This window comes from Gilliamella sp. HK2, from assembly GCF_001690265.1.
Lineage (GTDB): Bacteria > Pseudomonadota > Gammaproteobacteria > Enterobacterales > Orbaceae > Gilliamella > Gilliamella apicola_C.
This window is the reverse complement of sequence record NZ_LZGV01000086.1, coordinates 1-14286: the sequence shown is the minus strand read 5'-3', so window position 1 is coordinate 14286 and position 14286 is coordinate 1. Positions and strand designations below refer to the sequence as shown.

The 14286-nt window shown below is 35.4% G+C and carries 15 protein-coding genes; 8 read left to right on the top strand and 7 right to left on the bottom strand.

Annotated features, from left to right (window positions below; all coding sequences use genetic code 11):
• Nucleotides 1-28: 28 nt before the first annotated feature.
• Together nagA and nagB are read right to left on the bottom strand one after the other, a co-directional pair.
• Entirely contained in the window at nt 29-1171 is a 1143-nt protein-coding gene (gene nagA, locus A9G45_RS08815) for an N-acetylglucosamine-6-phosphate deacetylase (protein ID WP_065568248.1), read from the bottom strand.
• Nucleotides 1172-1182: 11 nt separating this feature from the next.
• The gene (nagB, locus tag A9G45_RS08810) at nt 1183-1989 is read right to left on the bottom strand and encodes a glucosamine-6-phosphate deaminase (RefSeq protein ID WP_065568249.1); all 807 of its coding nucleotides are present in this window, start codon (nt 1987-1989) and stop codon (nt 1183-1185) included.
• 248 nt (nt 1990-2237) lie between these two features.
• Here nagB and nagE point away from each other — a divergent pair, with 248 nt between their 5' ends.
• Entirely contained in the window at nt 2238-3731 is a 1494-nt protein-coding gene (gene nagE, locus A9G45_RS08805) for an N-acetylglucosamine-specific PTS transporter subunit IIBC (RefSeq protein ID WP_065568250.1), read from the top strand.
• Nucleotides 3732-3939: 208 nt separating this feature from the next.
• Here the strand turns inward: nagE and tusC are convergent, their stop codons facing one another.
• Genes tusC through fkpA form a run of 3 tightly spaced genes read right to left on the bottom strand, consistent with a single transcriptional unit; the run spans nt 3940 to nt 5488 of the window.
• Nucleotides 3940-4293, bottom strand: coding sequence for a sulfurtransferase complex subunit TusC (tusC, locus tag A9G45_RS08800; protein WP_065568251.1), 354 nt, complete (start codon nt 4291-4293; stop codon nt 3940-3942).
• A 15-nt stretch (nt 4294-4308) separates the two neighbouring features.
• Entirely contained in the window at nt 4309-4674 is a 366-nt protein-coding gene (gene tusD / locus A9G45_RS08795; protein WP_065568252.1) for a sulfurtransferase complex subunit TusD, read from the bottom strand.
• A gap of 4 nt (nt 4675-4678) precedes the next feature.
• Nucleotides 4679-5488: an FKBP-type peptidyl-prolyl cis-trans isomerase gene (gene fkpA / locus A9G45_RS08790; RefSeq protein WP_065568253.1), complete on the bottom strand. Its 810-nt coding sequence runs from the start codon at nt 5486-5488 to the stop codon at nt 4679-4681.
• A gap of 231 nt (nt 5489-5719) precedes the next feature.
• Here fkpA and fabZ point away from each other — a divergent pair, with 231 nt between their 5' ends.
• From fabZ to rnhB, 4 genes are read left to right on the top strand one after another with little or no spacing between them, the layout of a single operon-like run.
• Nucleotides 5720-6166, top strand: coding sequence for a 3-hydroxyacyl-ACP dehydratase FabZ (fabZ, locus tag A9G45_RS08785; protein ID WP_065568254.1), 447 nt, complete (start codon nt 5720-5722; stop codon nt 6164-6166).
• A 43-nt stretch (nt 6167-6209) separates the two neighbouring features.
• Complete coding sequence (lpxA, locus tag A9G45_RS08780) at nt 6210-6989, top strand: acyl-ACP--UDP-N-acetylglucosamine O-acyltransferase (RefSeq protein WP_065568255.1); 780 nt, start codon at nt 6210-6212, stop codon at nt 6987-6989.
• Entirely contained in the window at nt 6989-8137 is a 1149-nt protein-coding gene (gene lpxB, locus A9G45_RS08775) for a lipid-A-disaccharide synthase (RefSeq protein ID WP_065568256.1), read from the top strand. Before lpxA ends, lpxB begins: the two co-directional genes overlap by 1 nt.
• A complete protein-coding gene (rnhB, locus tag A9G45_RS08770; protein WP_065568257.1) occupies nt 8138-8728 on the top strand; it encodes a ribonuclease HII in 591 nt (196 codons plus the stop codon).
• Between the two features lies 1 nt (nt 8729).
• Here the strand turns inward: rnhB and A9G45_RS08765 are convergent, their stop codons facing one another.
• Nucleotides 8730-9332: a YiiX family permuted papain-like enzyme gene (locus tag A9G45_RS08765; protein WP_065568258.1), complete on the bottom strand. Its 603-nt coding sequence runs from the start codon at nt 9330-9332 to the stop codon at nt 8730-8732.
• Between the two features lie 95 nt (nt 9333-9427).
• Nucleotides 9428-10717: an NAD(P)/FAD-dependent oxidoreductase gene (locus A9G45_RS08760; protein WP_065568259.1), complete on the bottom strand. Its 1290-nt coding sequence runs from the start codon at nt 10715-10717 to the stop codon at nt 9428-9430.
• 351 nt (nt 10718-11068) lie between these two features.
• On the opposite strand from A9G45_RS08760, the gene A9G45_RS08755 reads away from it, so the two are divergent.
• From A9G45_RS08755 to A9G45_RS08745, 3 genes are all read left to right on the top strand, one after another.
• Nucleotides 11069-12040 (top strand): HlyD family secretion protein, encoded by a 972-nt coding sequence (locus A9G45_RS08755; protein ID WP_065568260.1) that lies wholly within the window; start codon nt 11069-11071, stop codon nt 12038-12040.
• Nucleotides 12022-13161: an ABC transporter permease gene (locus A9G45_RS08750; protein ID WP_065568261.1), complete on the top strand. Its 1140-nt coding sequence runs from the start codon at nt 12022-12024 to the stop codon at nt 13159-13161. Before A9G45_RS08755 ends, A9G45_RS08750 begins: the two co-directional genes overlap by 19 nt.
• 14 nt (nt 13162-13175) lie before the next feature.
• Nucleotides 13176-14286, top strand: a 1111-nt coding sequence (locus A9G45_RS08745) for an ABC transporter permease (RefSeq protein ID WP_065572391.1), incomplete at its 3' end; no start/stop codon positions are given.

Below are 14286 nucleotides of genomic sequence, written 5' to 3'. Positions count from 1 at the left end.
TCAATATTTTCGTTAACTATCTAGCATTCTAGCTGTTCATCTCTCCATTAACAATCGTTTTCACGTTTGAAAAGTCACGATCAAAAATAACCAAGTTCGCAATTTTATTTTCACTAATTGAGCCAAGTTGTTTATCAACACCAATTGCTTTTGCTGGGTAAAGTGTCGCCATTCTTAATGCTTCATCTAAGGCGATACCCACATATTCGACTGCATTTTTTACAGCTTCTATCATGGTTAAGGAAGAGCCGCCTAACGTCCCATTTTCATCAACACATCGACCATCTTTATAATAAATGGTTTTACCTGCAAATACACCAGATTCTAAGTTTGATCCAGCAAGTAACATTGCATCGGTAATTAAAATTAAATGATCTTGTTTAATTTTGTGGCTATTGCGAATATTTGCCCAACTTACATGTTGACCATCAGCAATAACACCAACATAAACTTCAGGTTCATCATAAATAGCGCCAACAACACCAGGTTCACGCCCAGAAATATAAGGCATGGCATTAAATAGATGCGTTCCCAAACGAATACCATCGTTAAACCCACGGCGGCAATCATCATAATGACCATTAGAATGGCCAACAGACACATGAATACCTGCATTAACCAATTGTTTGATGAAGTGGCTTTCTACTTTTTCTGGCGCTAAAGTAATAATTTTAATGACATCAGCATTTTCACATAAAAAATCAATCATTTCTTGCGATGGTTGTCGAATGATATTTTCATCATGAATACCTTTCTTTTCAGGGCTAATATAAGGCCCTTCAAGGTGCAAGCCAAGTGCTTGGTTTTTATGCGTCGTTAGATATTCACGCATCACTTTAACCGCTTTTATCATGAATTCATCAGTCGATGTGATTAAAGTGGGTAAATAACTAGTACAACCAGAGATAAGATTTGTTGTCTGCATTGCTTCTAAGGTTTCAATACTTAGTGCATCAAGCGTTTCATTAAATTGTACACCACCACAACCATTGACTTGAATATCAATAAACCCAGGCGCAACTATTGCGCCTTGTAAATTTTTAATGGTGATGCCCACCGGCAATTCGTTTTGTTTACAGATTTTTGCAATCTTATCACCGTCGATAATAACAGCGTGATTTTCAAGGATTTCATAACCTGTATAAATACGGCAATTTGTTAATGCGTACATAAGTTTATCCTTTATAAAATGGTTACTTTAAGATTATCAGTTTCCATCTGTTTAAAATATTTTAAGGTTTTCACTTTAAGATCATCAGTACTTGGTTCATCACAAACAATAATTGATGCAGGGTGCATTTGTAGTGCAGTTACGGTCCAAAGATGGTTAACACTACCTTCAACACCTGCTTGCAGCGCTAAGCTTTTGTTATGACCGCAAACTAACAAAATCACTTCTTGTGCATCCATTAAAGTTGCAACACCAATAGTTAATGCATGTTTTGGCACTTGATTGACATCATTATCAAAAAAGCGAGAGTTAGCAATGCGTGTGTCTTCAGTTAATGTTTTAATACGCGTACGAGAACAAAGTGAAGATCCTGGTTCATTAAAGGCAATGTGTCCATCTTGGCCAACGCCACCGACAAAAATATTAATTTTACCATAAGCTTTAATTTTCGCTTCGTATTGGCGGCATTCTTCATCAATATCAGGTGCATTTCCATTTAGTATATGGATGTTATTTTTGTCAATATCAATATGGTTGAAAAAATTTTCATACATAAAAGTATGATAACTTTGCGGGTGATCTTCTGGAAGCCCTACGTATTCATCCATATTAAATGTAACAACATGTTTAAAGCTAACATTTCCGGCTTTATACTGTTTGATGAGTTGTTGATACATAACTAATGGTGAACTTCCTGTTGGTAAACCTAGCAAAAAAGGGCGCTCAGCGGTTGGTTTAAATTGGTTAATTTTATTAACAATACGCTCTGCAACCCAAGCGCCGACTTCTTGTGCATTTTCTAAAGGAATAAGTCTCATGAGATATCACCTCTTTTGATATAATTAAATAAACTCTTTTTTTTTTAAGTAAAAAATGTTGAATATATTTTACTATATTAAGACAATAAATCAAAAAATATAGTGATTTTAGTCACAAAAAAGCAATAATTAATTTGCGAAGTAAAATAATATAAGATGAAATATAATAACCAAGCTGTTTTTACTTAAAAATATATAATTACACATACTTCTTTAAGTACCATTTCAACAAATATGAGGTAACACTTATGGGAATTTTAGCTTATATGCAACGTATCGGGCGCTCACTGATGGTGCCTGTTGCCGTTCTGCCGGCTGCGGCAATACTCCTCGGGTTTGGCTATTGGATTGATCCCAATGGTTGGGGGCAAAACAATATTTTCGCCGCTTTTTTAATTAAATCTGGTGGTGCAATTATTGAAAATATGCCAATACTTTTTGCTATTGGTGTTGCTTACGGCATGTCTAAAGATAAAGATGGTGCGGCTGCCTTGTCTGGTTTGGTTGGTTTTTTAGTTGTTACAACCTTACTTTCTCCAAATTCTATTGCCTTATTTAATGGCATTGACACCAGTTTAGATGGGTGGGATGCTCAAGTTCCAGCGGCATATAAAAAAATAAATAACCAATTTATTGGTATACTTGTCGGTATTATTGCTGCGGAACTTTATAATCGTTTTAGCCAAGTTGAATTACATAGAGCATTATCTTTCTTCAGTGGTAAAAGGCTTGTACCTATTATTGTTTCAGTTGTTATGCTATTAATTTCAGCTATTTTATTTTTTGTTTGGCCGACTATCTATGATGCACTGGTCGCTTTTGGTAAATATATTAAAGAATTAGGCGCTATTGGTGCAGGTATTTATGGGTTCTTCAACCGCTTACTTATTCCGGTTGGTTTACACCATGCTTTAAACTCAGTATTTTGGTTTGATGTGGCTGGAATTAATGATATTCCAAACTTCCTAGGTGGACAAAAATCTATTGAAAGTGGGTTAGCAACAGTAGGTATTACTGGCCGTTATCAGGCAGGATTTTTCCCTGTTATGATGTTCGGCTTGCCTGGCGCAGCGTTAGCTATGTATCATACAGCTAAAAAAGGTAATAAAGATAAAACGGCATCAATCATGTTAGCTGCTTCATTTGCTGCATTTTTTACAGGCGTTACCGAGCCGTTAGAATTTGCCTTTATGTTTGTTGCACCTATGCTTTATTTTGTACACGCTGTTTTGGCTGGTATCTCACTTTATATTGCTGCTGCAATGCAATGGATTGCAGGATTTGGTTTTAGTGCTGGTTTAGTGGATATGCTACTTTCAAGTCGTAATCCGCTTGCTGTTCACTGGTATATGTTAATTCTTCAAGGATTAGTGTTCTTTGTTGTTTATTATGTGGTATTCCGCTTTGTTATTGTTAAATTTAACCTTAAAACACCGGGTCGTGAAGACGATGATACTACTGTTTCATCAACTGAAAATGTTCAGCAAAAGCAAACTGTTGGTGATATTTCTAAACTTGCCGAGCAATATTTAGCAATTGTAGGTGGTAAAGAAAACCTAACTAATATTGATTCTTGTATTACACGTTTGCGTTTAGGTGTAAATGATTCTGATCTAATTGATGAACCAGCAGCCAAAGCACTAGGAGCAATGGCAGTTATTAAATTAGGCAAAACGGGCGTACAAATTGTCGTTGGAACGCAAGCTGAAAAAATTGCCGACGGGATGAAAAAGCTAGTCTAATTAAGTTAAAATAAAACTTATTCGATTAAATCGACTTAACATGGTAATCCATCTTATTAATCAGCTTTGCTGAAAGGTAAGGTGGATTATTTATACTATATGAATTTATATCGTATAAAAATATAGCTAATAAAAATCAGATTAGTTTTATTGTTGAATATTATATTTGTAAAGAAGTTTCAGGAAATATATACTTTTCACTATAAAATCAAAACCGTAAGATGACATCTTGAATAGAAAGTAGTTGACTTATAGATAGCGCATCAAGCACTTTATTAGGAATATTTAATGTGGCATTTGCTAAATTTCGTGCTTCTAATGAAGATTCGCATACATAAACATCTTCGATATCATAAAGCTCAAGCATATTAAGTGTAGCAATATAATCACGCATTAAAATTTGATTAGGTTGTTGATTAGGCAATAAATGCAATACCCCATTATTTATGAAAAAAACCGAAACATGATTGATGGCTGATACAGCTAAAGCTACATCGAGCGCTTCTCGACCTTTAGCATTTCCATGCGGTGGTGAGCTAATAATAATTGCCACTTTTTTCATTCTAACGACCTTAAATCAAAATTGAACCGTACGATCTGACATAGCAATTGATTCACTCAGTTCACCAAGCCCTGTTAATTCAAAATGTTCAGCAATATTACCCTCAGTAACACCACGTCTTTGCGCTGCTGCGACACACACAGCTAATGTTAATGAATATTTCTTTGCTAACTGTTGCCATGCTACAACTAAATTAAACTCATCATTAGCTGGATCGGTATAATGATTGGCATTATATATGCCATCAGCATAAAAAAAGATATTTTTAATTGAATGAGAAGTTTTTGTCAGCAATGTATGCGCAAATTGGTAAGCGCAATAAGCAGATTGGGTCCCATAAGCAGGACCCAAAACAACAAGTGTATAATTTAACGAATTCACAAAATTATTTTGCTTTCTGTGAGTTAGTTTCTTGTGAATTTTGGTCTTTGGTATTACCATTATCAATACCCAATAATTCAACTTCAAAAACCAAGGTTGAAGCAGGTTGAATAGAGGCTTTATCATTTTGACCAGGGAAACTCTGATCTCCATAAGCTAATTCAGGTGGAACCACTAGTTTAATTTTACCGCCAACGCCAATTAATTGAATGCCTTCTGTCCAACCTTTAATTACGCCGTTAAGTGGGAATGTTGCTGTTTCACCTCGATCATAAGAGCTATCAAATTTACGCCCATCAGTTAATGTCCCTGTATAATGAACAATAACGGTATCTTCAGCTGTTGGATGGCTCTCTGAACCCTCTTTAATGATTTGATAAAGCAATCCAGATTTGGTTTTTTTAACGCCATCTTGTTTAGCAAATTCTTCACGAAATTTATTGCCAGCAGCTGTATTATCTGCTTTTTCTTTTTCAAAACGTGCTTTACTTTCTTCTTGAATACGTTTACCAAAAGCATCTAAAACATCTTTAACCTGCTCTTTTGAAAGCTGAGATGCATCACGGAATGTTTCATTGAAACCACTGATTAAATATTTTTGATCAGGCTTAATTTCATTTTGTTCCAAATTTGATTTCATATAGGTTGCGAATGATGAACCTAAAGCATAAGCTTCTTTTTGTGCATCAGTTGAAAGAGTGACTTTGCTTTCCGTTGTTTCAGTATTCGATTCAGCTGTTTTTTTATCATCACATCCCGATAATGCTAAAACAATGGCGCCACTTACTAAGGTCATTTTAATCAATGATTTCATTATACTTCTCCAAGTTATAAACTTTTTAGTTGATTATTTTAATTATTATATATGATTTGGTATAGGATAATATAGTGCTTGTGGATCATTTATTTTATAAATTTGTATTAATATGTTGATAACAAATTAGAGTAGACAATATTTCGCAATTTAAATCATCCTTGAGTGAAAGCGGTATCCTCAGTTATAATGTATAGAATTTAGAGTAAATAATGTATAAGGATAGCTATTTTGACTACCGAACTTAATGCCCTTGATATTGAAGAGATCATCAGTTTATTACCCCATCGTTACCCATTTTTAATGGTTGATCGCGTGATTAGTTATGAAAAAGGTAAAACATTAAAAGCGATAAAAAATGTGACGGTGAATGAGCCATTCTTTCAAGGACACTTCCCAAACAAACCAATTTTCCCTGGTGTATTAATTTTAGAAGCCATGGCACAAGCAACGGGTATTTTGGCATTTAAAAGCATTGAAGAGCTGTCTCCTGGGCAACTTTATTATTTCGCTTCAATTGACAAAGCGCGTTTTAAACGCCCTGTTGTACCTGGTGATCAGCTTGTACTTGATGTTGAGTATATTAAAGAGCGTCGTGGTATTGCGCTATTCCATGGTGTTGCAACTGTTGATGGCAAGTTAGTTTGCGAAGCCGAAATGATGTGCGCTCGTAAATAACATTTGGTATTTAAAATATTCCAAATTGTTTTAAGGAAATACTATGGCAACTGAAATACATCCAAGTTCAGTCATTGAGAAAGGCGCTAAAATTGGCGATAACGTCAAAATTGGACCTTTTTGTTTTATTGGTGAAAATGTTGAAATTGGTGACGGAACCTTTTTAAAATCACACGTTGTCATCAATGGTCACACCAAAATTGGTAAAGATAACCAAATTTATCAATTTGCTTCAATTGGTGAAGTAAACCAAGATCTTAAATACCGCGGTGAGCCAACACGCACTGAAATTGGGGATCGCAATATGATCCGCGAAAGCGTAACCATTCACCGTGCTACCATTCAAGGTGGCAATTTGACTCGCATCGGTAGTGATAATTTATTTATGATCAATGCTCATGTTGCACACGATTGTCATATTGGCGACCACTGTATCTTAGCCAACAATGCAACGCTCGGTGGGCATGTTCAGTTAGATGATCATGTGATTATTGGCGGTATGACCGCAGTGCACCAATTTTGTGTTATTGGATCGCATGTGATGGTTGGTGGCTGTTCAGGCGTTGCGCAAGACGTTCCACCTTATGTTATTGCTCAAGGTAATCATGCAACACCTCATGGTGTAAATTACGAAGGCCTAAAACGTAGAGGGTTTAGCAAAGAAGCTTTACAAGCGATTCGCAACTGCTATAAAACCCTTTATCGAAATGGTCTAACGTTAGAAGAAGCCAAAGTTCAAATTGAAGCTGTTGCAAAACAACAGCCTGAAGCCCAACTTTTTATTGACTTCTTTACCCGTTCAACGCGAGGCATCATCCGTTAATGGTCAATAAACCGTTAACTGTTGCTCTAGTTGCTGGAGAAACCTCTGGTGATATTCTTGGCGCAGGATTGATTCGTGCGCTGAAAAAACATCACCCCAATATTGAATTTGTTGGTATTGCTGGCCCTCAAATGCAAGCCGAAGGTTGCCAAGCTTGGTATGAAATGGATGAATTGTCAGTTATGGGCATTGTTGAAGTATTGGGGCGTTTACGTCGTATTTTATCAATCCGTCGAGATATCACTCAACGCTTAATTCAGCTTAAACCTGATATATTTATTGGTATTGACGCGCCTGATTTTAACCTTTCTTTAGAAGGCAAATTAAAGCAAGCAGGTATAAAAACCATTCATTACGTTAGCCCTTCGGTTTGGGCTTGGAAACAAAAACGTGTTTTCAAAATTAAACGCAATACCAATCTTATTTTAGCTTTTTTGCCATTTGAAAAAGCGTTTTATGATAAATTTGATGTACCTTGCCGTTTTATCGGTCACAAAATGGCGGATGACATTGCACTTAACCCAAATCAACACGCTATGCGCCAACAATTAGGTATTCCGCTTAATAGTCGTTGTATAGCTTTATTACCTGGTAGTCGTCATGCTGAAGTTGCATTATTATCAGCACCTTTTTTAAAAGCGGCAATACTCTTGCGTAAGCGCTATCCTGATCTACATATTGTTGTGCCACTAGTCAATGCGAAAAGACGACAAGAGTTTGAACAAATTAAAGCCGAAATAGCACCAACACTTGATGTACAATTATTAGATGGACATGCCCGTGAAGCAATGATTGCCAGTAATGCCGCAATTTTAGCTTCAGGCACAGTAGCACTAGAATGTATGTTAGCTAAATGTCCGATGGTTGTTGGCTATAAAATGAAGCCTTTCACATTTTGGCTCGCTAAAAAATTAATTAAAACACCTTATGTTTCTTTACCTAATATTTTAGCGGGTAAAGCAATTGTGCCAGAGCTATTACAGCAAGATTGCACACCTGAAAATATTACTAATCATATTATTTCTTTTTTAGAAAGCGACAATAGTATATTGAAGGAAACCTTTTTATCTTTACATAATCAAATTCGTTGTAATGCCGATGAACAAGCAGCACAAGCGGTAATTGATGTAATTAGAGGATCCACATAGTTGTTAGATTTTACTTACCCAAATGCAACACTGATTGCTGGCGTTGATGAAGTTGGTCGAGGTCCGCTTTGTGGTGATGTGGTTACCGCTGCGGTTATCTTAGATCCTAACAAGCCCATTATAGGCTTAACTGACTCTAAAAAGCTAACTGAAAAAAAGCGTGAGCAATTATTTGATATAATTAAGCAAGATGCTTTAGCTTGGAGCATTGCAAGGGCATCTGTAGACGAAATAGATAAATTGAATATACTACATGCTACCATGCTTGCTATGCAACGTGCGGTATCGGCATTACCCATAAAGCCCAATTTTGTGTTAGTTGATGGCAATCGTTGTCCAGATTTTGGTATTCAAACTCAAGCGGTAATTAAAGGGGATTTGTTGGTGGCCGAAATCAGTGCAGCTTCCATCTTAGCTAAAGTTACTCGTGATCGTGAAATGGTTGAGCTTGATAAGTTGTATCCACAATATGGTCTTGCTAAGCATAAAGGTTATCCAACTAAAGCGCATTTAGCTGCAATAAAAGAACATGGTATTAATCATTTATATCGTAAAAGTTTTGCACCAGTTAAGCGTTTAGCCGTATTTTAATTTACCATTGTTTGTCAACTGTTGTCAGTAAGGGGGAATTAAAAATAGAAACTGGTGAAATAACCGTTTCTTGATAAGGAATTTTGTTTCCATAACGCTCTTTTAATTTTTTCTTCACGACAGGTGATGAAAGATTAAAATCTTTGATAGTTTGTAATTGGCCAATTTTCAATTTCAAAGCCTTATCATAAATTTTCCAGATTAACTCAGAACAATAGATATAATTATTGTCCCAACCAAACCAGATATCATAAGGTTTGCCTTCAAAACTACTTGCGACTTGCTTTAATTTAGCAATTTCGCTATGGGATAGATTGTGATTTTTTAAACGTTTTATGATGTAGTTTTTATTTTTACCACGTGCAATCCAACTATTTAGTGGTGTATAAACGACTTTATTAGCAGCTTCAAAAACATATGGCTTACCATTATTTTTAATAAAAATAATTCCCATATGACTGTATGGAGAGTTTGTAGCTTGTTCAACTGCCAGGCTTTGTCTTGATTGTGAGGATTGAAAAATAATATCCCCATCTTGAGGTTTATAACTAGCAATACTAATAAAGCTAGCTAAAGACAGCATAAACAATATAACAAAACGCATTAAATTTACCTTTAGCTGTAAATAATGCTATAAATTATAAAATAAAATAGCCACTTATAAAATAGTGTTTTGTAAGTAGCTATTTAAATGGGAAACTAGTCTTGATGAGTAAAGATAGAAGCAAATTTATTTTTATACGTTTCTTTACTGGTTTTAGCGAATCGAATTGTTTTGAATATACCCAATAAGCTTGCTTGATGCATGCGGTACAATAGGCGATGGATCGTTAAAGCAAAAAAGCCTTTAACGCTCATTTCTCCTTTTCCAGCAATTTTAACCACACCTTGAGCGGTATCATGCAAAGAAATAATTGTTCCATTATCTGTATAACTGAATGATTTCATGGATTTATTATTTAACATGTTAACAATGTTTTCATAACAAATTTTTGCCATTTGATGTGCGGCTTGTGCGGTAGCGGGAGCGGCTCGTCCGCTGTCTTGCATTGCGTAAGCACAATCACCAATAACAAAAATATTATCATCACGTGTTGTTTGTAATGTTGGTTTTACTACAAGCTGATTAGAACGACTTGATTCTAATCCGGCAATATCTTTTAAATAATCAGGTGCTTTTACCCCAGCAGTCCAGATCATAATATCTGCGTGAATGGTATCGCCTTCTTTTGGATAAAAGCCATCACTTTCCGCTTTAGTGATCATGGTTTTTGTTAATACGCGAATGCCACGGTTTTGTAAAGTTTCAGTGATACTTAATGCTGTTTTTTCAGGTAGGGCAGGTAAAATACGATCAGTTGCTTCAATAACGGATACATCTAGTAAATCTGAACACATTTTATTGTGACCACAAGCGCCGAATGTTTCAACCATGTGTGGTAATTCAGAGGCTAATTCAACACCTGTTGCACCGCCACCAACAATAGCAATACGAATTTTATCTTCAGTTTTTTCTTGTTTTTCATCAATAATTGAACAAAAACCAGCAAATTTGGCAATCAGTGTTTCACGTAAACGAATTGCAGCATTTTGGTCATCTAAAAAGATACAATGCTCTTTAACACCAGGTGTGCCAAAATCGTTTGAGGTACTTCCTATTGCTACAACTAAAATATCATAGGGTACAGAGATAGATTCGTTGTTTAAATCTTCAATAATAACTTGTTTTTCTTCACGGTTAAGATCTTTAAATGTACCTTGTGTAAATTGGAAGCTGTGTTGTTGCCCTTGTGTAGCATAATCAATTTTATCAGCTTGTTCGTTCAAAACACCTGTGGCAAATTCATGTAATAAAGGTTTCCACAAGTGATAGCTGTTTTTATCAATTAGTCTAATTTCGGCTTGGTTGTCTTTACCTAGTTTATCGCCAAGGTCTGTAGCTAGCTCTAAACCACCGGCTCCACCACCAATAATTATTATTTTTTTCATAAATTTCGAACCTTATCGTATATTAATTGAAAATATCATACTAAATAAGTAGGTTTTTATCTATTTCTTTTAACTAATATCAATTATAAATAAAACCTATTAAAGTGATGTTTTATAATTATCAAAATTTATTTAAAAGTTAAATAGAATATAGCCATATTGACTATTCATAATGTTAATATATTCTTATTTTTTAAAATAAAAATTCTGCTTTAGTTGTTGAAATAAAGCATTTTTGGTATAACCTATAATATAGTAATCGTTACAATTTAAGTATGTAAAATCTGTAATGCATACCATCGTCCTAATTGTTTAGGTCTTATCTAATCATTATCACTCTATACAAAATTTATGAATAAAAAAATTTTTATTACGATTGTGTTAATTGTTATTTTAATCTCAATGACAATTTTAATTCGCTCACACAATAGTCAGCTTATCTTACAAGGTGAGGTTGATGCGCCTAATGTTAGTATTTCGTCAAAAGCTAAAGGACGGGTGCAGGCTATCCATGTTAATCGAGGCGATGATGTAAAACCAAACGATATATTAATAACGCTCGATAGCCCAGAGTTATTAGCACAAGTTAAAGCCGCACAAGCAGCATGTGATCAAGCTCAAGCTCAAGTTACACTTTCTAAGCACGGCACACGTGAAGAAAGTATTCGCTACTATCAAGCATTACTTCAACAAGCTAAAGTTGCTTATGCTAATGCCACTAAAGAGTATGATCGCAATAAAGCTATTTTTAGTAAGGGTTATGTTTCTCAATCAATCTTAGATAATGCATTAAAAATACGTGATGAAGCCTTTCAACAAGTTCTGTCGGCACAAGCTAATTTAGATCAAGCGCAAAATGGGGATCGCATTGAGCAACGTGAAATTTACGATGCAAAATTAAAAGAGGCGCAAGAGCAACTTAAACAATTACAAATTCAATATGATGATTTACAAGTAAAAGCACCTGTCGCAGGTGAAGTTGGTTCGATACCTGCTGAAGTTGGTGAGTTATTTAATGCCAATAGCCCACTGTTAACTGTCATTCAGCTACCACAGGCTTACTTTATATTTAATATTCGCGAAAACATTATGCCCAATATTCATAAAGGTGATCATGTTAAGCTTGAAGTGCCCGCACTCGGCAATAAAAAAATTGAGGCTGAAGTTCGTTATATTGCGCCCATGGGTGATTATGCAACAAAACGGGCAACGCGAGCTACTGGTGATTTTGATTTAAAAACCTTTGAAGTTAGGCTTTATCCAACAAAGCCTATTACTAATTTACGTGCAGGTATGAGCACATTATGGAAAATAGACAATTAATTGGGGATTTTTGGCATCGCTTTAAACAAGCGTTTAATGCTGAAATACCCACCATTTTTAAACGATTTACTTTCCATTGGCTAATGTGGATTTTGCCACTAATTATTTTTTTATTAATCAGTAGCATATTCCACCGCGGTGTGCTATTTGATCTACCTGTTGGCTATATAGATCATGATAAAAGTGTTTTATCACGTGAAATTGTGCGCAATCTTAATTCGGGTGCACATGCAAGCCTTGTTAACTATGATAGCCAGCTTTCAGAGGCCGAGCGCGATTTGCGAAAAGCAAAAATTTACGCCATTTTTTATATTCCCCCTAATTTTGAAGCAGATGTATTAGCTGGCCGTCAGCCCACTCCAATGCTATATTACAATGCGTTATACTATAGTGCGGGCTTGTATTCTATTATGGACTATTCTGGCCTTATTGTCGCATTAAATACTCAATACCGTACCACAATGGCAACCAGCATTGGGATAGCAGTCCCCAAGCTTGCAAAAGTGAATTTTAATTATGATGGACTGTTTAATGCTAGCGGTAATTCTATGTACTTTCAGCAATTCTCGGCTGTGGTACATTTACTACAGTTATTTGTTGTTACAACAACGATTCATATATTAGCGCAATTACCTAAACGAACGCGTCCAAACTACCCTTTTGTTTTAGGTAAATTAGCCCCTTATACCATTTGGTTTACGATGTTACTTATTTTTGAAATTGCTATGCTGGTTTTATTTTCTGATGCGCGTGTATCAGGATCCCCCTTTGCAATGATGATAGTGGTGTTTTTCTATGTTATTGCTGCGCAAAGTATCGGTATTTTGCTGTACACTTTTACAAAAACGCCAATTGATGCTTATTCCTATATCGGCCTTTTAGTTGGGTTGGCGCTAACTTATTCGGGCATTGTTGTGCCAGAACTATCAATGCCATGGATTGCCAGATTCATTTCATCTTTAGAGCCATTAACTTATGCACTTAATAAACTGTTTGATCTGTTTTTACGTCACTCTAGCTATCTTTCAGTGCTAAAAGTCTGTGGTATTTTAATGATCTATCCAATAATTATTACGGTGTTAGTAAGAAAACGTCTAGTAAGACGACTACATTCACAGTAAGAGGAAATACCAAGATGCTTAAAATATTTTGGTCTTCATTTGTAAAAATATTTTTGCTTATGTTAGTGAGACCAAGGTGGTTATTGTTAATCTTATCTGTCTCATTGATGAGTTTAGTTTATAGTAATGGAACTATAACCAGCTTGCCAGTAGCCATCGTCGATCAAGATCATACACCAACAAGTCGAGGTTTAATTCGCTCTTTAAATACTAGCTCTAAAATCGAGACCATCATATATGAAAGCTCTCTACAAGCTTATGATGATATTAATAATCATAAACTGTTTGCGGTATTTACTATTCCAAGAGATTTTGAAAAACGATTATTAAAGGGCGAAGAGGTCACAATTCCTGCATACGGCGATGCCTCAAGCCGTTTAGCTAATGGCTTAATACAAGTTGATATAAAAGGAATCTATCAACAGATATTAACTGAATATAATACTAGAATAATGCGTAATAGTGGTTTTTCAGATAAGCAGATTAAGATTATTTTATCGCCAATTAATGGTCAAACTGAACCACTTTATAATGCGGGGGTTAGCTTTGCTGCCATTACTTTTCCTGGCTTATTAGTGATGTTATTGCAACACTCATTTTTAATTGCTTCAACGCGTACTAACATTACTTTAAACTCACTACCGAAAGGTAAACCACCGAAAATAGTTATATTTGGTAGTTTATGTGGTCTTATACCGATCTGGTTATTTTTATCCATTGTTCTGTTTGGTTTATGGCCTTGGGCACTTGGCTATCGACAACTCGCCAATATTCCAGAAATTTTAATCATGACATTTCCATTATTGCTTGGTGTTTTAGGGCTCAGTAAATTGCTGACTGAATGTTTACGTAAAACCGAAATGATCTATTTGACACTCGCATTTTTGACAACACCCGTATTTTATTTATCGGGTACAATTTGGCCACTTGATGCCATGCCTTTTGGGGTACAAATAGTTTCTAAAATGTTACCATCAACTTGGGCAACTAATATGATAGCAGGTGTCAATCAAATGGGATTAAGCTTAAAAGATAATTTATTTAATGTATTTATGATTTTGTTGCTTGGGATTATATACGGTTCACTAGGCTTTTTTATTGCAGCATTGCGAGAAGGTCGAGTAA